The sequence below is a fragment of the Streptococcus mitis genome, from assembly GCF_001281025.1.
GTDB classification, from domain to species: domain Bacteria; phylum Bacillota; class Bacilli; order Lactobacillales; family Streptococcaceae; genus Streptococcus; species Streptococcus mitis_AK.
On the sequence record NZ_CP012646.1, the window covers coordinates 241,315 to 262,938 of the forward strand.

The window sequence follows — 21,624 nt, forward strand, 5'->3', positions numbered from 1 at the left end:
CTTTCAATAAAATAGCCACTTTCTTCCCTATTCTACTAGGCTATTACCCAAGTTTGTGATACAATAGGTAGAAACAATATTTTTAAAAAGGAGAAAAGACACATGCACATTTTTGATGAGCTAAAAGAGCGTGGTTTGATTTTTCAAACGACTGATGAAGAAGCTTTGCGTAAAGCCCTAGAAGAAGGTCAAGTTTCTTATTATACTGGCTACGATCCAACTGCTGACAGCCTTCACTTAGGCCACCTTGTCGCAATCTTGACAAGTCGTCGCTTGCAGCTAGCAGGTCACAAACCTTATGCGCTCGTTGGCGGTGCTACAGGTCTCATCGGAGATCCGTCCTTCAAAGATGCTGAACGTAGTCTCCAAACAAAAGACACAGTAGATGGCTGGGTCAAGTCTATCCAAGGACAACTTTCTCGTTTTCTTGACTTTGAAAATGGTGAAAACAAGGCTGTCATGGTCAACAACTACGACTGGTTTGGCAGCATCAGCTTCATTGACTTCCTCCGTGATATCGGAAAATACTTCACTGTCAACTACATGATGAGCAAGGAGTCTGTGAAAAAACGGATTGAAACAGGAATTTCTTACACTGAGTTTGCCTACCAAATCATGCAAGGTTACGACTTCTTCGTTCTTAACCAAGACCACAACGTAACGCTACAAATCGGTGGTTCTGACCAGTGGGGAAATATGACAGCTGGTACCGAATTGCTTCGTCGTAAGGCTGACAAGACAGGCCACGTAATCACTGTTCCACTGATTACCGATGCAACTGGTAAGAAGTTTGGTAAATCAGAAGGAAATGCCGTCTGGCTCAATCCTGAAAAGACTTCTCCATACGAAATGTACCAATTCTGGATGAACGTTATGGACGCTGACGCTGTTCGCTTCTTGAAAATCTTTACTTTCTTGTCACTTGATGAGATTGAAGACATCCGTAAACAATTTGAAGCGGCTCCACACGAACGCTTAGCTCAAAAAGTCTTGGCTCGTGAAGTCGTTACACTTGTTCACGGCGAAGAAGCCTACAAAGAAGCCCTTAACATCACTGAACAACTCTTTGCAGGAAATATCAAAAACCTTTCTGTCAAAGAGCTCAAACAAGGACTTCGTGGTGTACCAAACTACCAAGTGCAAGCAGACGAAAACCACAATATCGTGGAACTACTCGTCTCATCTGGTGTGGTTAACTCAAAACGCCAAGCCCGTGAAGACGTCCAAAACGGAGCTATCTACGTCAACGGCGACCGCATCCAAGACCTTGACTATGTCTTGAGTGACACAGATAAGTTAGAGAATGAGCTGACTGTTATCCGTCGTGGAAAGAAAAAATATTTTGTATTGACTTACTAAACTGTTCAACATTTACCTATAAAAAAAGGAGTTAACCTCGAGAAAGGTAACTCCTTTTTGCTGTTAATAGTCCCCACCTATCCCTTAATAGACAGGCTACGCAGTACAATACGTAAGGTTGTTAGATTATGTAAGATAGAGAGATTTGAAGGACTGAGCCAATTAAACAAGCCAAAGCCAATCAAACTACTATTTACGACAACGGTATCTTGAATATTCTTCTTGATGAGTGTTTGCAAAGATGATGATAGCGAATCCAACTCTTGGAAGAAATCCAAACGATTATCTAACAATAAGATATCGCTCATCTGCTTAGAAATATCTGCACTCTCATTCATCACAACACCGATATCTGATAGGGTTAGAGCAGCTGAGTCATTCAAGCCATCTCCAACCATCAAAATAGTGTGACCTGCTTTCTGCAGTTCCTCTACTAACTCAAATTTCCCATCAGGTTTCAAGTCTGTATAGACCTGATCAAAGGGCAAATCTTTGACTAATTCCTCTGTTCTAACCAAGGTGTCCCCTGTTGCCAGAATCAATTTTTTCCCTTGTGCCTTAAGTTTCTCCAAGGCTGCTTTTGCTTCTTTTCTCAAAGGAGTATGAATGCAGAACATTCCAATCAATTCATTCTGATAAGCCAAGAATAAGAGATTATAGCGACTCTTGTACTCTTCAATTAAAGCATTTTGTTCTGAACTGATATGAATTTGCTCATCCTGCATCAAAACATAATTCCCAATAAGAACTGGTTGCCCATCTATATGAGATTTAATCCCCTTGCTTGCGATATATTGGAGTTTCCCATGCATTTCCTCATGTTCAATTCCCTCTATCTCAGCTTGCTTGACGATGGCATTAGCAATAGGATGATAAATGTGTTCCTCAAGACAGGCACTGATTCTGAGAATATCTTCCTCACTATAGTCCCCAAAAGGTAACACCTTTTCAACTATAGGATAACTAGTTGTGATTGTTCCCGTCTTATCAAACAAGAAAGTATCAACTTCCAGATATTTCTCCAGAATATCTCCATCCTTAATCACCATTTCACGATTCAACCCCTCCTTGATAGCTGTTAAATAAGCTACAGGAGTAGAGATTTTCAAAGCGCAGGAGAAATCGACCAATAGGAAAGAAATAGCCTTAGAAAAAGAACCTGTTAATAGGTAAGTCAGACCAGCCCCCAAGAAATTATATTTGACGACCTTATCCGCCATCTTGATGAAATAGCGTTGTTTCGTTTTCTTATTTTCTTCAGATTTCTTCATCAACTCAATCAGTTGTAAAATCCGGCTGTTCATCTGATTATCGGTTACACGAATGCGTAACTCTCCAGTTTCTAATACTGTATTTGCACAAACCAAATCAGACTCTCTTTTTTCAACTGGAAAACTCTCTCCCGTCAAGGAACTTTCGTTGACCATACCTAAACCTGAAACTACTTGTCCATCAAACAGAATTTCATTTCCTTGAGATAGGACCAAAACATCTCCTATTTGAACATCGGAACTCTTGATACTAACGACCGTATCCCCCTGTACTAGGAATACATCGCTCTCTTTTGCAAGAAGGCTTTGTTCTAAGTCTGTTGCAGTTTTTTTCAAGGACCACTGATCTAAATGATTCCCCAAATCAAGCATAAACATGATATTGCTAGCTGTCTTGGATTGGTTCATAAACAAGGACAATAAAATCGCCGAACAGTCCAAGACCTCCATCGTTAGTTCCTTACGCGCTAGTGTTTGATAGGCTTCTCTAATATAGCCAAAGGCCTGATAACAAGTCCATATATAGCGAATAGGATACGGCACAAAACTACGAAAAAGTACACGCTTAACCGCTGCACCTGAAACAATAGAATAAGCACTCTCTTCTCTACGAATGGGAAGAGTCATCAACTCAGAAACTTTCCCTTTATCAATTCTTTTTAAAAAGGCTTCTGCATTATCTAATACAGAAAAGCCTTCTTTTATACGTAGAGTAAAGTGCTGTTGATCCATGTAAAACTGGATAGACTCAATCCCCTTTTCATCTCTCGCCAAGGAACGAAGATAGTCTTGAATATCCAAGGTGAGTGAAAAAGAAGATGATAGTCGGATATGTTGGTATCCTCTATGTAGCACTTTAAAAGACATATTATTCCCCTATAAGGCTATCTAATTGCTCTTCTTTTTTCTCTTGCTCGTACAAATATTTGGCATCTTGCAAGACATCGTCTCCATGTTGCTTCACAACAGAAACAGATGCATCTAGCTCGTCTTTCAACTTGTAAGCCTTAGCCAAAGCTTTAGAATAACCTTTTTTAGCTTCCTTACTTGCTAAGATTTTCAAGCCAAGGGTACCAAATGCGACACCACCCAAAAAGAGTGATGATTTTTTCGCAACTTTTGCGACGGTTAGTACTTCTTTTAACATACTTATTTCCTCCTTATCATTATTATATAGCAATTTAGATATAAAAGCAATGTCATTTCATAAATTGGAGAATTATACTCAATGAAAATCAAAGAGCAAACTAGGAAACTAGCCGCAGGCTGTACTTGAGTACGGCAAGGCGACGTTGACGTGGTTTGAATTTGATTTTCGAAGAGTATTAGTTTTATTTCTACTGAATCTCCCATCTACTTATTCCTAAAGTTGCTTTCATTTGCCTCTTTTGATACACTTAAACTATGAATACAAATCTCAAACCCAAACTTCAACGTTTTGCTTCTGCTACTGCCTTTGCCTGTCCCATCTGTCAAGAAAAGCTAACTCTAGTAGCTAGCAGTCTCAAGTGTAGCAATCACCATTCTTTTGATCTGTCAAAATTCGGCTATGTCAATCTGGCGCCCCAAATCAAGCAATCCGCTAATTACGACAAGGAAAATTTTCAAAACCGTCAACGAATCCTAGAAGCTGGCTTTTATCAAGCTATTTTAGAGGCCGTCTCTGATTTACTTTCAAACTCAAAAAATGCCAAAACAATTTTAGATATCGGTTGTGGCGAAGGATTCTATTCTCGCAAACTCCAAGAAAGTCATCCTGACAAAACCTTCTATGCCTTTGATATTTCCAAAGATTCCGTCCAAATCGCTGCCAAGAGTGAACCCAACTGGGCAGTCAATTGGTTCGTTGGGGACCTTTCTCGCCTTCCTCTGCAAGATGCCAGTATGGATATCTTACTTGATCTCTTTTCCCCTGCCAATTACGGAGAATTTCGTCGCGTTTTATCCAAAGACGGTATCTTGATAAAGGTTATTCCAACTAAAAATCACCTCAAGGAAATCCGTCAGAAGGTACAAGACCAGCTGACAAACAAGGACTATTCCAACCAAGATATCAAAAATCATTTCCAAAACAACTTCACTATCTTATCCAGTAAAACTGCCTCACTAACCAAGCCTATCACAGCAGAGCAACTCCAAGCCCTACTCAGCATGACTCCTCTACTCTTTCATGTTAACCAGAGTAAGATTGACTGGAGCGACTTGACAGAGATTACTATTGAGGCTGAGATTCTGGTTGGGAAAGTACTATAATTAACACAAAAAACCGCATTTCAAGAAGATCTGCGGTTTTAAATTTCAATTTTTAAACTATCTATCCCAAAAGTCTAAAACATTTAAAGCTTTTAGCTTCTCCATTTATTTTCGATTCGAAATAATAAATTTATCAATAAATAGCAATTGATATAAGGCGAGTACAGATCCCCAGAAACTACCTCGAAGAGAGATTTCTTGATGATTGAGAGGAAACAAATCATGGTTACCAATATAGAGGCAGGTCAAAATGATAAATAAAATCCAAAATAAATCAGTCCATCTATATTTTGAAAAATATTTTTTCCACATAAAAACACCTTCTTTCCTATAATCATATTATAATACTTTATGTAAGCGAGTACAAGAGGTATGAGGTAATTTTTAAATAGATTTCGAGCCTTAAAGGTTGTAAAAACAGCATTTTAAGCGTTCAATGTGTCTATGATTTCTCTCTTTTTAATTCAAGATTGACTCAAATCCACAGCATTCAAAAAAGCGAATTTCAATCGAAATTCGCTTTATAGGAAAGTGTATTAGTATAAATCTTGTATCTTAGTTCAAGTGCCAGATATCTTCGTTGTACTGAGCGATTGTACGGTCAGATGAGAAGAACCCTGCTTTAGAAATGTTAACGATAACTTTATCCAACCATGCGTCACGGTCTTCGTAGTCAGCCAACATTTGCTCTTTGACTTTGATGTAGTCTTCCAAGTCAAGAAGAGTCATGAACCAGTCTTTGTTGATCAATTCCTTGTAAAGACGTTCCAAGCGCTCTTTGTTTCCAGCTGCAAGAACTGCATCGCTAACGATGAAGTCAACCAATGGTTTGATAGCTTTACGGGCGTAGAATTCGCTTGATTTGTAAGCTGCTTTTGCGTAAAGGTCGATAACAGTTTCTGAATCTTCACCAAAGATGTAGATGTTTTCGTCGCCAACCAACTCAGCGATTTCCACGTTAGCACCGTCCATAGTACCAAGTGTCAAAGCTCCGTTCAACATGAATTTCATGTTACCAGTACCTGAAGCTTCTTTAGAAGCAAGTGAGATTTGTTCTGAGATATCACATGCTGGGATAAGGAAGCTTGCTGCAGTAACGTTGTAGTTTTCAACCATAACTACTTGCAGGTGTGGAGCTACTGCTGGATCGTTAGCAATAACTTCTGACATGCAAAGGATCAAGTGGATGATGTCTTGAGCAATTGTGTAGGCTGGAGCTGCTTTACCACCAAAGAAGATTGTGATTGGGCGAGCAGGGATGTTCCCAGCTTTGATGTCAAGATATTTGTGGATTACGTACAAGGCGTTCATTTGTTGGCGTTTGTACTCGTGAAGACGTTTGATTTGGATATCAAAGATAGAGTTTGGATTGATTTCCACACCTTGGTGTTCTTTCAAGTGACGAGCCAATTTACGTTTGTTGTGAGCCTTGATGCTTTCCAATTTTTCTTTGACAGCTGCTTTGTCTTCATAAGACAAGAGTTTTTCAAGCTCATCTGCTTCATGGTGCCAACCTTCTCCAAGAATCTCATCCAAGTAGTGAGACAAGCTTGGGTTAGCATGCATGAGCCAACGACGGAAAGTGATACCGTTTGTTTTGTTGTTGAATTTTTCTGGGTAAAGGTCGTAGAAAGCTTTCAACTCAGAGTTCTTCAAGATTTCAGTGTGAAGTGCTGCTACTCCGTTAACACTGTATCCGTAGTGGATATCCATGTGAGCCATGTGAACACGTCCACTCTCGTCAATAATTTGAACAGCTGGATCTTTCACTTCTGCTTTCACACGACGGTCCAATTCTTCGATGATTGGTACCAAGTGAGGAACCACTTCTTGCAAGAATTCAAGAGGCCATTTTTCAAGGGCTTCAGCAAGGATTGTGTGGTTAGTGTAGGCAGTCATGCTACGAACGATTGAGATTGCTTCGTCAAGCTCGATACCACGAGCAGTCAAAAGACGGATCAATTCAGGGATAACCATTGATGGGTGAGTATCGTTGATTTGTACAACTGCGTAGTCAGCAAGGTCATGCAAGTTGCTTCCTTTTTCGATTGCTTCGTCGATAATCAATTGTGCACCGTTTGAAACCATGAAGTATTGTTGGAAGATACGGAGCAATTCACCTTGACGGTCACTATCATCTGGGTAAAGGAAAAGAGTCAAGTTGCGAGCGATGTCTGTTTTATCAAAGTTGATACCATCTTTAATAATAGAAGAATCAACTGAATCCAAGTCAAACAAACGCAAGCGGTTCTTCGTTTCTGTCTTGTAACCAGGTACATCGATATCGTAAAGAGTTGATGTCAATGTGAAGTGAGCAAATGGCACTTGGTAGCTACGGCTTGAGCGAACCAACCAGTTTTGCTCTGTCAACCATGCATTTGGAATTGTTTCTTGTTGGTTGTTTTTAAGAACTTGTTGGAAAAGACCGTAGTGGTAGTTAAGACCAACACCGTCACCGTTCAAACCAAGAGTAGCAATTGAGTCGATAAAGCAGGCAGCCAAACGTCCCAAACCACCATTACCAAGAGATGGTTCCAGTTCAACTTCTTCAACTTCGATCAAGTCTTTACCTGCAGCTGCAAGTTCTTTTTTGACATCGTCGTAAAGACCAAGGTTGATCAAGTTGTTTGACAAGAGCTTACCAATCAAGAACTCAGCTGAGATGTAGTAAACTTTTTTCTTACCAGTGTTAACTGGTTTTTGACTGCTTGCAAGCTTGCTGTAGTTAAGAAGAGCCAGGTAAAGCTCTTCATTGCTACATTCTGCAATGGTCTTATTGTAACGATTTTGTACAAATTCTTGTAGTGATAACATGTTTAAGGTGTCTCCTGATATTGTATTATTTCTTTAAATCTACCAAATTTTCATTGATTCGGCGATAGATTGTTGTCAAGTCAAGCAAGCCTTCCTCGACAGCTGGTGTCAATTGATCTTCAGTCATACGCCAAGACCAGTTTCCACCAAGGGTAGATGGGAAGTTCATACGAGCTGCCTCATCCAATTCTAGCAAATCTTGCATAGTTGCAATTGCCATGAAGCTAACTGATGAAAAGACTGTACGAAGCATAGCATGTGGCACTGTTTCGTATTCTTTACGGTTCGTGTAGCGAGCCATGTATTCACGAGTCGCATCATCGATCTCGTTACGGTACCAACCAAGGACCGTATTGTTATCGTGTGTTCCTGTGTACATAACTGAGTTAGCAGGTGCCAAGTGTGGGCTATCGATACTTTCATCTTCTGGGTTGAAAGCAAATTGAAGAATCTTCATTCCTGGGAACCCAGTACGTTCACGTAATTCGATAACTTCATCAGTCATGAAGCCAAGGTCTTCTGCGATGATGTTTAGCTCACCAAGTTCTTCCTTAACAGCTGCAAAAAGCTTGTAGCCAGGACCTTTGACCCACTCACCAGGTGCTGCTGTATCGGAACCAGCAGGGATTTCCCAGTAAGATTCGAAACCACGGAAGTGGTCGATACGAACGATGTCGTAGATTTTGAAGCTTTCACGCAAGCGCTCAATCCACCATTTGTAACCGTCTTTGTCCATTGCTTCCCAGTCATAGATTGGATTACCCCAAAGCTGACCAGTTGCAGAAAATTCATCTGGTGGGCATCCTGCGATGCAAGTCGCCTTACCGTTGACATCTGTCTTAAAGAGATGTGGATTTGCCCACATATCGCTTGAATCTTCCGCTACATAGATTGGCATGTCCCCAACGATTTCGATGTGGTTGTCGTTCGCGTAAGCTTTCAATTTCAACCATTGTTGGAAGAAGAAGTATTGAGTCACACGGTGGTAAACCAACTTGTCTGCCAATTGCTCACGGTAGCTTTCAAGCGCTGAAGCTTTACGAGCACGAGCATCTGCATCTGGCCACTCAGTCCAAGCAAGATTGTCAAAATGCTCTTTGATAGCCATATACTCTGCAAAGAGTTCAAGCCATGATTGGTTGTCTTGAGCAAATTTCTCAAAATCTTTAACATCTCCTACTTCCAAGAAACGTTTTACCGCTTTTTCTAAAAGAGGACGACGTGCATAGTAGATTTTCGCATAATCAACTTCAGACGCATCACTACCAAAGTCAACCCCTTCAAGGTCACTTGCTTGCAACAAGCCTTGTTCCACCAAGATATCTAAATCGATAAAATGAGTGTTCCCTGCGAAGGCTGAGAAAGATTGGTAAGGAGAGTCTCCGTAACTAGTTGTTCCTAGTGGAAGGATTTGCCAGTAACGTTGTTTTGTGCGAACCAAGAAATCAACGAAGTCGTAAGCACTTTTACCAAATGATCCGATTCCGTATGCTCCTGGAAGAGAAGAAATGTGCATCAACACACCACTTTGACGTTTTTTCATAATAAGCACCTCATGTGTTTATAGTTAGATATTACATTTTTATGAACGCAAACGTTTGCGCTATTACTAGTATAGCTCATTTTCTTGATAAATGCAAGCGGTTTTAGATAACTTTTTTGATTATTTTTTAAAAATTTTTTCTTCTTACTCGTATATATATTCTTTCAGGAAACAAACAAAATAGGAATAAGGGTTTCACTTATCTCATTAAGCAAAAATAAAGTGAGAATCCTCCCTGCTTTCCATTTGTAAATTAGGCAATCGTTTTCTCAACTTTTTTTAAATTTAAAACAAAACCGATTTTTGGTATTTTCTACTATTATATGACGATGAAGCGTTTACTTTTTTCACAATTTTTTTAAAAATTTTTACAAAAAACACTTGCAACCGCTTTCTGATTGTGTTATACTAGTCCCATAAAGGAAAACGTTTGCGTTTCCTCATTATAAAATTTGTTATTCTTTAGGAGGAATACACTATGTCATCTAAATTCATGAAGAGCGCTGCTGTGCTTGGAACTGTTACACTTGCTAGCTTGCTTTTGGTAGCTTGCGGAAGCAAAACTGCTGATAAGCCTGCTGATTCTGGTTCATCTGAAGCGAAAGAACTCACTTTCTACGTTGAAGACCAATATAAAGCCTTTGCTGAATCAGCTGCAAAAGCTTACGAAAAAGAAGCTGGCGTAAAAGTTACCATCAAAACAGGAGACCAAATGGGTGGGCTTGACAAACTTTCTCTTGACAACCAATCAGGTCAAGCTGCTGACGTTATGATGGCTCCATACGACCGTGTAGGTAGTCTTGGTACTGACGGACAACTCTCAGAAGTGAAATTGAGCGACGGTGCTAAAACAGATGATAAAACTAAATCTCTTGTGACAGCTGCTGATGGTAAAGTTTACGGTGCTCCTGCTGTTATCGAGTCACTTGTTATGTACTACAACAAAGACTTGGTAAAAGAAGCTCCAAAAACTTTTGCTGACTTAGAAAACCTTGCTAAAGATAGCAAATATGCCTTCGCTGGAGAAGATGGAAAAACTTCTGCTTTCCTAGCTGACTGGACAAACTTCTACTATGCATATGGACTTCTTGCTGGTAACGGTGCTTACGTATTCGGACAAAACGGTAAAGACGCTAAAGATATCGGTCTTGCAAACGACGGTTCTATCGCAGGTATCAACTACGCTAAATCTTGGTATGAAAAATGGCCTAAAGGTATGCAAGATACTGAAGGTGCTGGCAACTTAATCCAAACTCAATTCCAAGAAGGTAAAACAGCTGCTATCATCGACGGACCTTGGAAAGCTCAAGCCTTTAAAGATGCTAAAGTAAACTACGGTGTTGCAACTATCCCAACTCTTCCAAATGGAAAAGAATATGCTGCATTCGGTGGTGGTAAAGCTTGGATTATCCCATCAAGCACTAAGAACCTTGAAGGCGCTCAAAAATTTGTAGACTTCCTTGTTTCAACTGAAGAACAAAAAGCCTTCTACGATACAACTAACGAAATCCCAGCTAACACTGAAGCTCGTACATATGCTGAAGGTAAAAATGATGAGTTGACAACAGCTGTTATCAAACAGTTCAAGAACGCTCAACCAATGCCAAACATCTCTCAAATGTCTGCAGTTTGGGATCCAGCGAAAACTATGCTCTTTGATGCTGTAAGTGGTAAGAAAGATGCGAAAACAGCTGCTAACGACGCTGTAACATTGATCAAAGAAACAATCAAACAAAAATTTGGTGAATAAAAAATTTGTTCAAGGGGGGTGGAAATCAAATCCCCCTTTGAATTTATCAATCAAAAACATATATAGTTTAGGTTTTAATTAGAAACCAGTATCCTATGAAAGGAGTTATTATGGAAAAGCAACAACCTAGTAAAGCAGCTCTGCTGTCTATCATTCCTGGGTTAGGACAGATTTACAATAAACAAAAAGCCAAAGGTTTTATCTTCCTTGGTGTAACCATCGTATTCGTCCTTTACTTCCTAGCACTTGCAGCCCCTGAATTGAGCAATCTCATCACTCTTGGTGACAAACCAGGTCGTGATAATTCCCTCTTTATGCTGATTCGTGGTGCCTTCCATTTAATCTTTGTAGTTGTTTATGTACTCTTTTATTTCGCAAATATCAAAGACGCACATACAACTGCCAAACACATTAACAATGGCATACCAGTAGCACTTACCTTTAAAGAAATGGTCAAAGGAATCTATGAAAATGGCTTCCCTTACCTCTTAATCATTCCATCTTACATTGCCATGACTTTTGCGATTATCTTCCCAGTTATCGTAACCTTGATGATCGCCTTTACCAACTACGACTTCCAACACTTGCCACCAAACAAATTGTTGGACTGGGTTGGTTTGACCAACTTTACAAACATTTGGAGCTTGAGTACCTTCCGTTCTGCCTTTGGTGCCGTCCTTTCTTGGACTATCATCTGGGCTTTATCTGCCTCAACTTTACAGATCGTCATTGGTATCTTCACAGCTATCATTGCTAACCAACCATTTATCAAAGGAAAACGTATCTTCGGTGTTATTTTCCTTCTTCCTTGGGCTGTCCCAGCCTTCATCACTATCTTGACATTCTCAAACATGTTTAACGATAGTGTCGGAGCCATCAACACTCAAGTATTGCCAATCTTGGCTAAATTCCTTCCTTTCCTTGATGGTGCTCTTATTCCTTGGAAAACAGACCCAACTTGGACTAAGATTGCCTTGATTATGATGCAAGGTTGGCTTGGATTCCCATATATCTACGTTTTGACCTTGGGTATCTTGCAATCTATTCCTAACGACCTTTACGAAGCAGCTTATATTGACGGTGCCAATGCTTGGCAAAAATTCCGCAACATCACTTTCCCAATGATCTTGGCTGTTGCTGCACCTACTTTGATTAGCCAATACACCTTCAACTTTAACAACTTCTCTATCATGTACCTCTTCAATGGTGGAGGTCCTGGTAGTGTCGGAGGGGGAGCTGGTTCAACTGATATCTTGATCTCATGGATCTACCGTTTGACAACAGGTACATCTCCTCAATACTCAATGGCGGCAGCTGTTACCTTGATTATCTCTATCATTGTCATCTCAATCTCTATGATCGCATTCAAGAAACTACACGCATTTGATATGGAGGACGTCTAAGATGAATAACTCAATTAAACTCAAACGTAGACTGACTCAAACCCTTACTTACCTCTACTTGATTGGCCTATCAATCGTGATTATCTATCCACTGTTGATCACCATCATGTCAGCCTTTAAAGCAGGTAACGTCGCAGCCTTTAAACTCGATACTAACATCGACTTCAATTTTGATAACTTTAAAGGACTCTTTACTGAAACTCTATACGGTACTTGGTATCTCAATACCTTGATCATCGCCTTGGTTACCATGGCGGTTCAAACAAGTATCATCGTACTTGCTGGTTATGCCTACAGCCGTTACAACTTCTTGGCTCGTAAACAAAGTTTGGTCTTCTTCTTGATTATCCAAATGGTGCCAACCATGGCCGCTTTGACAGCCTTCTTCGTTATGGCGCTTATGTTGAACGCCCTTAACCACAGCTGGTTCCTCATCTTCCTATACGTTGGTGGTGGTATCCCGATGAATGCTTGGCTCATGAAAGGCTACTTCGATACAGTGCCAATGTCTCTAGACGAATCTGCAAAACTAGACGGTGCAGGACACTTCCGTCGCTTCTGGCAAATTGTTCTTCCACTTGTTCGCCCAATGGTTGCCGTACAAGCTCTCTGGGCCTTCATGGGACCTTTCGGGGACTACATCCTCTCTAGTTTCTTGCTTCGTGAGAAAGAATACTTTACTGTTGCCGTTGGTCTCCAAACCTTCGTCAACAATGCGAAGAACTTGAAGATTGCCTACTTCTCAGCAGGTGCTATCCTCATCGCCCTTCCAATCTGTATTCTCTTCTTCTTCCTACAAAAGAACTTTGTTTCAGGACTTACAAGTGGTGGCGACAAGGGATAATATATCCCCGCCACCCTTTTTCATTTTAAAACTTGTTACTGTAAAAATATCCTTGTAGCAAGCAATTTGTCTCCTAGACTTGAAATAAAGTACATTTCTCTATATAATAATACTCATATAGAAAACACCTTTTAGAAAGATACAAATGCTTCCATATCCATTTTCATATTTTTCAAGTATTTGGGGATTTCGTAAGCCCCTGTCCAAACGTTTCGGACTCAACTGGTTTCAGCTTCTCTTTACCAGTATCTTCCTTATCAGCTTATCTATGGTACCTATTGCCATCCAAAACAGCTCACAGGAGACTTATCCGCTAGAAACCTTTATCGATAATGTCTATGAACCATTGACAGATAAGGTTGTACAGGATCTCTCTGAACACGCTACAATTGTTGATGGCAAATTAACTTATACAGGAACAGCTAGTCAAGCCCCTTCTATTGTGATCGGTCCAAGTCAAAGCAAGGAATTACCTAAGAACTTGCAACTGCATTTCGATACGAATGAGCTAGTCATCAGCAAGGAAAGTAAAGAGCTGACCCGTATCTCTTACCGAGCGATTCAGACTGAGAGTTTCAAAAGTAAGGACAGCTTGACCCAAGCCATTTCTAAAGACTGGTACCAGCAGAATCGTGTCTATATCAGTCTCTTCCTAGTTCTCGGTGCGAGCTTCCTCTTTGGTTTGAATTTCTTCATTGTCTCTCTAGGAGCTAGTCTTCTCCTTTATATCACTAAGAAATCACGCCTCTTTTCATTTAGGACCTTTAAAGAGTGCTACCATTTTATCTTGAACTGTTTAGGATTACCTACTCTAATTACGCTTATTTTGGGACTCTTTGGCCAAAATATGACAACTCTCATCACTGTACAAAACATTCTTTTTGTTCTGTATCTGGTCACTATCTTTTATAAAACGCATTTCCGTGATCCAGATTACCATAAATAGGAGATTTTTATGCCCGTTACGATTAAAGACGTGGCCAAGGCTGCTGGTGTTTCGCCTTCAACCGTAACCCGTGTTATTCAAAACAAATCAACCATTAGCGACGAAACAAAAAAACGTGTTCGTAAGGCTATGAAGGAGCTCAATTACCACCCCAACCTCAACGCTCGTAGTTTGGTAAGCAGTTATACCCAAGTTATCGGCTTGGTTCTTCCTGACGACTCAGACGCCTTCTATCAAAATCCTTTCTTCCCATCTGTCCTCCGTGGTATCGCCCAAGTCGCATCTGAAAACCACTATGCCATTCAGATTGCAACAGGTAAAGATGAAAAAGAGCGCCTTAAAGCGATCTCACAGATGGTTTACGGCAAACGTGTGGATGGTTTAATCTTCCTTTATGCCGAAGAGGAAGATCCCTTAGTCAAGCTGGTCGCTGATGAGCAGTTTCCCTTCCTCATCCTAGGAAAATCCATTTCACCCTTTATCCCTCTTGTTGACAACGACAATGTCCAAGCTGGTTTTGATGCAACCGAATATTTCATCAAAAAAGGCTGCAAACGAATTGCCTTTATCGGAGGTACTAAGCGACTCTTCGTAACACAAGACCGTTTAACAGGCTATGAGTCAGCACTCAAACAATACCAACTGCCTATTGACGGAAATTTGACCTATTTTGCAACGGAGTTCTTAGAGGAAAAAGGATATCAATTTAGTAAACTCCTCTTTCAGCATGATCCTCAGATTGATGCTATCATTACAACTGATAGCCTCCTAGCAGAAGGGGTCTGTGACTATATCGCCCAACACCAACTAGATGTTCCTATCCTAAGTTTTGATTCTGTCAATCCCAAACTCAACTTGGCAGCCTATGTCGATATCAATAGTCTAGAACTGGGTCGTGTTTCCCTTGAAACCATCCTCCAGATTATCAACGATGCTAAAAGCAATAAACAGATTTGTTACCGTCAGTTAATTGCCCACAAAATTATTGAAAAATAAAAACCAGCTCGAGCTGGTTTTTTTGGTTACTAATTATCTGTTTCAACGAACCGTCCCAAAATATGAACATTCTCCGAGACAGAGACAAAGGCGCTTGGATCCACCTGTTTCATAATCTGTTTAAATTCATTAAACTCTGCACGTGTAATGACAGTGATTAAAACTGCCTTTCTTTCGTGATTATAGGTTCCTTCTGCATCGTGAATCATGGTTGCTCCGCGGTGCAATTTTTTATGTATTTTTTCAATTACCTTGTCTGGATGATTGGTCACAATCATGGCCTGCATGCGTTTTTGCTTGGTAAAGACAGCGTCTGTCACACGGCTAGAGACAAAGATGGTAATCATAGAGTAAAGAGCGTATTTCCAACCAAAGGTCAAGCCTGCTATCAGCATGATGGTCCCATTTACCAAGAAAGAAATACTACCGACATTCTTACCTGTTTTCTTGCGAATGGTCAGACTGACGATATCCGTCCCACCACTGGAGATATTGTTGCGAAGAGCAAAACCAATCCCCAAGCCCATGACAACACCCCCAAAAAGGGCATTGATAATCGGATCCTCCGTCAAGGTCGCCACAGGGACAAACTGGATAAAGAAGGAACTCATGGATACCGTTATAAAGGTAAAGACCGTGAACTTATGCCCAATCTGATACCAAGCCAAGACCATCAAAGGAAAATTAATAGCGTAAAAGGTCAGCGAAATCGGAATGTGAAAACCAAACCAGTGATTACTCAAAGCAGAGATAATCTGTGCCAGACCTGTCGCACCACTCGAATACACATGCCCTGGTTGGAAAAAGAAATTGACGGCTACTGCTGATAGAAAACCATAGACCAAAGAGGCCGAAATCTTCTCATCATATTTTTCCCTAGAGATGCTTTGTAAGACACGTAAAATTTTTATCTGATGAGCAAAGCGGCGCAGATAATAGCGCCACCGCTTAATTCGTTTTGCTTGTTTCATCTTCTTCTACTTGTAAGCTGAGTTCCTCTAGTTGTTTGAGAGCTACTGTTGAAGGAGCTTGTGTCATTGGGTCACTTGCCTTATTGTTCTTAGGAAAGGCAATGACTTCACGGATATTTTCTTCTCCAGCAAGCAACATAACAAATCGGTCAAGCCCGATAGCCAAGCCACCGTGTGGTGGGAAACCATAGTCCATGGCTTCAAGAAGGAAGCCAAACTGGTCATTTGCTTCTTCAGCTGAGAAACCAAGAGCCTTGAACATGCGTTCTTGAAGGTCTTTTTGATTGATACGAAGGCTACCACCACCAAGCTCATAACCGTTCAAGACAATATCGTAAGCAATGGCACGAACCTTAGCCAAATCACCTTCTAATTCGTGAGCTGTCTCTTCCTGTGGAAGGGTGAACGGATGGTGGGCACTCATGTAGCGGCCTTCTTCTTCAGACCATTCAAACATTGGCCAGTCAACTACCCAAAGGAAGTTAAATTTATCGTTATCAATCAAGCCAAGATCTTTAGCAATACGTCCACGAAGGGCACCAAGAGTTGCATTGGCCACTTCAAGTGTATCTGCCACAAAGAGAACCAAATCCTTATCCTCAAGCGCAAGCGCTGCTGTCAATTCTGCTTGAATGCTAGTCAAGAACTTAGCAACTGGTCCGTTTAATTCTCCATCAACTACCTTGACCCAAGCAAGACCTTTGGCACCATATTGTTTGGCTACTTCTGTCATCTTGTCGATGTCTTTACGTGAATAGTTGTCCGCAGCTCCTTTGACCACAATGGCTTTTACAGCAGGTGCTTCTGAAAAGACTTTGAAGTCAACACCTTTGACCACTTCTGTCAAGTCTTGAAGCAACATGTCAAAACGGGTATCTGGCTTGTCAGAACCGTAAAGAGCCATAGCGTCATCGTATTTCATACGAGGGAATGGAAGCGTCACTTCAATGCCTTTAGTTTCTTTCATGACGCGCGCAATCAAACCTTCTGTGATATCTTGGATTTCTTGCTCAGTAAGGAAGGATGTTTCCAAGTCGACCTGGGTAAACTCAGGCTGGCGGTCTCCACGCAAGTCCTCATCACGGAAACATTTAACGATTTGGTAGTAACGGTCAAAACCAGCATTCATCAACAATTGCTTAGTGATTTGTGGACTTTGAGGAAGCGCGTAAAAATGTCCTTTATTGACACGCGATGGCACCAAGTAGTCACGCGCCCCTTCAGGCGTTGACTTAGAAAGGAATGGTGTCTCCACATCGATAAACTCGAGCTCATCCAAGTAGTTGCGGATAGAGTGGGTCACCTTGGCACGAAGTTTGAGATTTTCCAACATTTCTGGACGACGAAGGTCAAGGTAACGGTAACGCAAACGTGTATCGTCATTGGCCTCAATACCATCCTTAATCTCAAATGGGGTTGTCTTAGCTGTATTAAGTACTGTCAGAGCTGTCACGTTTAACTCAACCGCACCAGTTGGTAACTTATCATTGGCTTGCTCACGCGCAGCGACCTGTCCAGTCACCTCGATAACAAATTCGCTACGAAGGCTTTCAGCTGTTGCCATGATCTCTGCAGATACTTTTTCAGGGTTGATAACCAACTGCATGATTCCTTCACGGTCACGAAGGTCGATAAAGATCAAACCACCAAGGTCACGACGACGGCCAACCCATCCTTTCAAGGTCATTTCTTGTCCGATGTGTTCCTCACGAACACGACCAGCATACATACTACGTTTCATGTTTTCTCTCCTCTTTTATTCTGTTACTATTTTACCATAAAAGCGCAGGCTCTTCATGAAAATCAGCAGAAAAGTTTGCCTGTCTTTAAAAATCAAGCGAAGGCCCTAAAAATTAGAGCTAATACAAAAATCCGATGAAGTTCACCGGACTCTTTTATTTTGAATTTTTGCCTGCTTTACGCTTTTCAGCGATTTCAGCTGCCTTTCTAGGCAAGACAATTTCCGTTGTATAAGCTGTCCCAAAACGCCAGATACCGGCAATAGGGGCAAAGACTACTGCTAGATGGCTGTAGAAGAAATCACCTTTGAAGGCATAAGCTAGCGCCCCGATAATGAAAAACAGAACAACTGCTTGAATCACTGCTAATAAAATTACTCGTTTCATGTGACCTCCTGACTCTATTATAGCATGAGAATCATCAAAAAGGCGACTAAATTATTCAAAGCGTGGAGAGAAATACTATAGACCAAACCTTTTCTACTAATATAAGCCAAGCCCAAACTAAAACCTAGGCTAAAATAGACAAAAAATTGTTGCACATCACCTGGAAAATGAATCAAGGCAAACAGAGCACTAGATACCAAAAGAAAAATCAGGGTTTGTTTACTACTGTCCTGCTTAGGAAAGAGGTAGCGTGCTAACATCCCTCTAAAGATCAGTTCTTCTGTCAAAGGAGCAAAAATAACAGTGGCAAAGAATGAGAAAAGTGGCTGAGTCAAGGTCAGGTCTGTCGCTGTTTGCTGATTTACCGAAGGATCGTTTGGCAAGAAAAATTGAACGACAATAGATAAGAACCAAACTAAGGCAGGAAGCCAAATAAATCGGTTAAAACCACTCACTGCAATGCTGACAGGAGTCTTTCGATACCATTTGTAAACATAGTATACATAAACTCCAGCCAAGGCCACATAGAGTAAGGTAACAGCATAAGCTGAAGCGCCTAGTTTCAAAGCTTCTACAGCCATACTCAGAACGATACCATAGATAAACAGAAAGGATAGAAAGGCTAGAAGAAACCAGCCAAAATTTTTAAGTAATTTCATAAAGAACTCCTATCTTGCTTTATAGCTGTTTTTCAATACAAAGAGATTTGCTATTCCTAACACAAGTACCCAGGCAAGTAACATACCAATATTAGAAAAAGATATTTCCCCACCTTTTTTATTTAAAAGATTTACAATAGGACCGATGAACGAATAATCCAACACTTTTTGAGCCGTATCATTTTGAAGAGCAATTATAGGTAAAAAAGAGATAATTAACATAGGGAAGATACTATAAACTTGCGCTTTAGATTGAGTATCTGACACTGCACCGATTAGAAGGTTGAGAAAAATAACACTAATAGCTGCTAAGACCAAATAGATAACGTAGGCAAATAAATAACCAGATACATCTACTTTAAGATAGATGGGAAGTACAATCATAGCAAGTAACATTATCAGAATAGGGAGAACAAGCATACTGAAAGTATATTCTGTTGCTGTCACACCACTTAGGATGAGTGATTTAAGATTTCGTTTTTCCTTATCTTCTGCCATCATAATCGATACCATATAACCACTTCCCATGCTCAAGACCATCGTCAAACTCATAGAAAGGAAATACGTACTCAATTCTCCACTCTTGTTTAAGAACTCATTATATAGAACAGTCGCTCCAAAAGGCATCAATAGAGTCGCCAACAAAGTTGAATTGCTGATAAGAACTTGTAATCTTAACCATAGTAGGGCATTTAATTTTCTAAACATCTAACTTTTCTCCTGTCAATCTGATAAAGATTTCTTCTAAAGTTGGCTCACAAGAGTGGACCACCATCAAATCTGTCGTGTCTAAATGTGGCAATTCTTCAAATGGAACGATCTGTTCTCGTCCATCGTTATAAACCACACGTACTTTCTTATCCACATGGTACTTCTGGATGATATCTTGCGGACTTCCATACTCTATTAAAGTTCCCTTATTCAAAAGAGATAAGCGATCACAAAGCAGAGTTGCTTCATTCATATCATGCGTGGTCAGAAAGATAGTTGTCCCCGCCTGCTTTAATTCTTGAAGTAGGGTATGAATCATCTTAGATGTTGTAGGGTCTAAGCCACTGGTTGGCTCATCTAGAAAGAGAATCTTAGGAGCATTAAGAAGGGCACGAGCCAAGAACATTCGTTGTTTCATTCCAGTAGATAGTTTTTCTGCGATAATATCTTTAGCATCTGCCAATCCAACCTGTTGGAGCACCTGAACTACTCTATCTGACTTGAGACCATATAACTTAGCATAGATGAGAAGATTTTTGTAAAGACTCATCTTTTCATAAAAACCACTGCCATCACTAACAATACCAATTTGTTCCAAATCATTTGAGGTTAAATCTTGAGAATTCTTGCCTAACAAAACTGTTTTACCTTGATCTGCAGCCAACTGACCTGTCAAGACATTGATCATGGTTGTTTTACCTGAGCCAGAAGGACCAAGAAAACCAAAGATTTCGCCCTCCTTAATCTCAAAAGAAATCTGGTGAAGAGCTTTTTTGCTCCCAAAACTTTTGCTTACATTTTCAACACGAATCATAGAAACTCCTTTATTTGAAATAGCGTTTTACCATAGGTAACTGCATCACATTAATATAAACATGGATAGCTCCGACAAGCAAGAAAGCTAGTAGCTGAATCTCTCCTGTCAGTAAAGAAAAGAGAGCAATTAGAAAGTAGAGACCTGGCAAGACATACTGATTTAATTGGAATAAAATCCGAAAACTCTGTTCCAAATTAGCCTTGCGCTCCCCTTCATCGTAAGAATCGAAATGCTCTAAGATATCCTTTGGTGTAGAGAAAAATACCAAATCAAACTGACGAACAATCGCAATGGTCTTAAAAAGATATTTTTGAACACTGAAAATCAGCACTAATGCCAAAAAAGAAAGAGGTAAGGTTATATGGCTTCCATTTAGTACAACCATTTCACTTGCTGAAATGAAGAGAGCTAATAAAATCGCTACACTTGCAATATTAAAAGCAATGGTTCCAAACTCGAGATTCCGATACATTTGCACATAATAGGTTTCATTCAGATCATCATCCATTTCCTCTTGATACAAGGAATGAAATTTTCTGCTTTTCTTTAGGAAATTGAAAGTCAAAAAAAGAATAATGACGGCTAGTAGTAAGCTGATAGCTGATAGCCATGGTATCAAGGGTTTTACATCTAACATAATTCCGTTGGATTCGGCACGTGCCTTAAACATCCCTACAAACATGCCCAAGAAACCTCCCAAGACAATAGACATCAAAAATAACAATCCACCTTTCTTTTTCTTTTTCATATTCATTCTCCTTTTTCACTTGCTAAATTGTTTGCTTTCTTTTCAATCCAGTCAACGACTGGGATAAGAGCAAAGTAGGCCCAAATAAATTGGTCACTTTGATAGGGACTAAACCAACCTAAGTCTATCCCAATCAGTAGAAATACGCTGACTAATAGAGCTATGGCCACTACATAATAAATCACTTTATACTTGTTCATCACTCATCCTCCTCCAAGCGAAATACCGATTCGACTGTTTCGTTGAAAATGTGAGATATTTTCAGGGCAATGATAATGGATGGGGTGTACTCATCCCGTTCTAGTAGGCTAATGGTCTGTCTGGAAACCCCTGCCAGTTTGGCTAGGTCGGTTTGATTGAGACTATCGCGAGCCCGAAGCTCTTTTAGACGATTTTTTAGTTGCATGTTACAC

Annotated in this window: 21 protein-coding genes; 7 read left to right on the plus strand and 14 right to left on the minus strand. The window is 40.3% G+C overall.

What is annotated here, in order from left to right:
* Positions 1–102: 102 nt before the first annotated feature.
* Entirely contained in the window at positions 103–1,359 is a 1,257-nt protein-coding gene (tyrS, locus tag RN80_RS01365) for a tyrosine--tRNA ligase (protein WP_060627243.1), read from the plus strand.
* A gap of 77 nt (positions 1,360–1,436) precedes the next feature.
* Here tyrS and RN80_RS01370 read toward each other — a convergent pair whose 3' ends face one another.
* On the minus strand, positions 1,437–3,497 hold the full coding sequence (locus RN80_RS01370; RefSeq protein WP_060627244.1) for a heavy metal translocating P-type ATPase: 2,061 nt from the start codon (positions 3,495–3,497) through the stop codon (positions 1,437–1,439).
* Between the two features lies 1 nt (position 3,498).
* Positions 3,499–3,777 carry a DUF6110 family protein gene (locus RN80_RS01375; protein WP_000910909.1) on the minus strand — a complete coding sequence of 93 codons (279 nt, stop codon included), beginning with the start codon at positions 3,775–3,777 and terminating at the stop codon, positions 3,499–3,501.
* A 257-nt stretch (positions 3,778–4,034) separates the two neighbouring features.
* Here RN80_RS01375 and RN80_RS01380 point away from each other — a divergent pair, with 257 nt between their 5' ends.
* Positions 4,035–4,883, plus strand: a complete 849-nt coding sequence (locus tag RN80_RS01380; RefSeq protein WP_060627245.1) for a putative RNA methyltransferase — start codon at positions 4,035–4,037, stop codon at positions 4,881–4,883.
* Between the two features lie 105 nt (positions 4,884–4,988).
* Here the strand turns inward: RN80_RS01380 and RN80_RS10190 are convergent, their stop codons facing one another.
* From RN80_RS10190 to malQ, 3 genes are all read right to left on the minus strand, one after another.
* The gene (locus tag RN80_RS10190) at positions 4,989–5,195 is read right to left on the minus strand and encodes a hypothetical protein (protein ID WP_000265681.1); all 207 of its coding nucleotides are present in this window, start codon (positions 5,193–5,195) and stop codon (positions 4,989–4,991) included.
* A 243-nt stretch (positions 5,196–5,438) separates the two neighbouring features.
* Positions 5,439–7,697, minus strand: coding sequence for a glycogen/starch/alpha-glucan family phosphorylase (gene glgP / locus RN80_RS01390; RefSeq protein ID WP_060627246.1), 2,259 nt, complete (start codon positions 7,695–7,697; stop codon positions 5,439–5,441).
* A gap of 25 nt (positions 7,698–7,722) precedes the next feature.
* On the minus strand, positions 7,723–9,240 hold the full coding sequence (gene malQ, locus RN80_RS01395; protein ID WP_045606606.1) for a 4-alpha-glucanotransferase: 1,518 nt from the start codon (positions 9,238–9,240) through the stop codon (positions 7,723–7,725).
* Between the two features lie 478 nt (positions 9,241–9,718).
* On the opposite strand from malQ, the gene RN80_RS01400 reads away from it, so the two are divergent.
* From RN80_RS01400 to RN80_RS01420, 5 genes are all read left to right on the plus strand, one after another.
* The gene (locus RN80_RS01400) at positions 9,719–10,990 is read left to right on the plus strand and encodes an extracellular solute-binding protein (RefSeq protein ID WP_004259122.1); all 1,272 of its coding nucleotides are present in this window, start codon (positions 9,719–9,721) and stop codon (positions 10,988–10,990) included.
* A 110-nt stretch (positions 10,991–11,100) separates the two neighbouring features.
* Entirely contained in the window at positions 11,101–12,393 is a 1,293-nt protein-coding gene (locus RN80_RS01405; protein WP_031237127.1) for a sugar ABC transporter permease, read from the plus strand.
* A gap of 1 nt (position 12,394) precedes the next feature.
* Positions 12,395–13,237 (plus strand): sugar ABC transporter permease, encoded by an 843-nt coding sequence (locus tag RN80_RS01410; RefSeq protein ID WP_001065642.1) that lies wholly within the window; start codon positions 12,395–12,397, stop codon positions 13,235–13,237.
* Positions 13,238–13,382: 145 nt separating this feature from the next.
* Positions 13,383–14,183 (plus strand): DUF1189 domain-containing protein, encoded by an 801-nt coding sequence (locus RN80_RS01415; RefSeq protein WP_060627247.1) that lies wholly within the window; start codon positions 13,383–13,385, stop codon positions 14,181–14,183.
* Positions 14,184–14,192: 9 nt separating this feature from the next.
* Positions 14,193–15,179 carry a LacI family DNA-binding transcriptional regulator gene (locus RN80_RS01420; protein WP_060627248.1) on the plus strand — a complete coding sequence of 329 codons (987 nt, stop codon included), beginning with the start codon at positions 14,193–14,195 and terminating at the stop codon, positions 15,177–15,179.
* Between the two features lie 29 nt (positions 15,180–15,208).
* On the opposite strand, the gene RN80_RS01425 is transcribed toward RN80_RS01420, so the two are convergent.
* From RN80_RS01425 to RN80_RS01465, 9 genes are all read right to left on the minus strand, one after another.
* Positions 15,209–16,150 (minus strand): YitT family protein, encoded by a 942-nt coding sequence (locus tag RN80_RS01425; RefSeq protein WP_033685321.1) that lies wholly within the window; start codon positions 16,148–16,150, stop codon positions 15,209–15,211.
* Positions 16,128–17,891 (minus strand): aspartate--tRNA ligase, encoded by a 1,764-nt coding sequence (aspS, locus tag RN80_RS01430; protein WP_060627249.1) that lies wholly within the window; start codon positions 17,889–17,891, stop codon positions 16,128–16,130. The genes RN80_RS01425 and aspS overlap by 23 nt, the downstream gene beginning before the upstream one ends.
* Before the next feature lie 154 nt (positions 17,892–18,045).
* Positions 18,046–18,276 carry a hypothetical protein gene (locus RN80_RS01435; protein ID WP_033682917.1) on the minus strand — a complete coding sequence of 77 codons (231 nt, stop codon included), beginning with the start codon at positions 18,274–18,276 and terminating at the stop codon, positions 18,046–18,048.
* 17 nt (positions 18,277–18,293) lie between these two features.
* Positions 18,294–18,935: a CPBP family intramembrane glutamic endopeptidase gene (locus RN80_RS01440; RefSeq protein WP_060627250.1), complete on the minus strand. Its 642-nt coding sequence runs from the start codon at positions 18,933–18,935 to the stop codon at positions 18,294–18,296.
* Between the two features lie 9 nt (positions 18,936–18,944).
* Positions 18,945–19,643 (minus strand): ABC transporter permease, encoded by a 699-nt coding sequence (locus RN80_RS01445; protein WP_060627251.1) that lies wholly within the window; start codon positions 19,641–19,643, stop codon positions 18,945–18,947.
* Positions 19,636–20,460, minus strand: coding sequence for an ABC transporter ATP-binding protein (locus RN80_RS01450; protein WP_060627252.1), 825 nt, complete (start codon positions 20,458–20,460; stop codon positions 19,636–19,638). The genes RN80_RS01445 and RN80_RS01450 overlap by 8 nt, the downstream gene beginning before the upstream one ends.
* Before the next feature lie 10 nt (positions 20,461–20,470).
* On the minus strand, positions 20,471–21,211 hold the full coding sequence (locus tag RN80_RS01455; protein ID WP_060627253.1) for a DUF3169 family protein: 741 nt from the start codon (positions 21,209–21,211) through the stop codon (positions 20,471–20,473).
* A gap of 2 nt (positions 21,212–21,213) precedes the next feature.
* The gene (locus tag RN80_RS01460; protein WP_042900140.1) at positions 21,214–21,411 is read right to left on the minus strand and encodes a hypothetical protein; all 198 of its coding nucleotides are present in this window, start codon (positions 21,409–21,411) and stop codon (positions 21,214–21,216) included.
* Positions 21,411–21,617 (minus strand): helix-turn-helix transcriptional regulator, encoded by a 207-nt coding sequence (locus RN80_RS01465; RefSeq protein ID WP_060627254.1) that lies wholly within the window; start codon positions 21,615–21,617, stop codon positions 21,411–21,413. The genes RN80_RS01460 and RN80_RS01465 overlap by 1 nt, the downstream gene beginning before the upstream one ends.
* Positions 21,618–21,624: the final 7 nt, after the last annotated feature.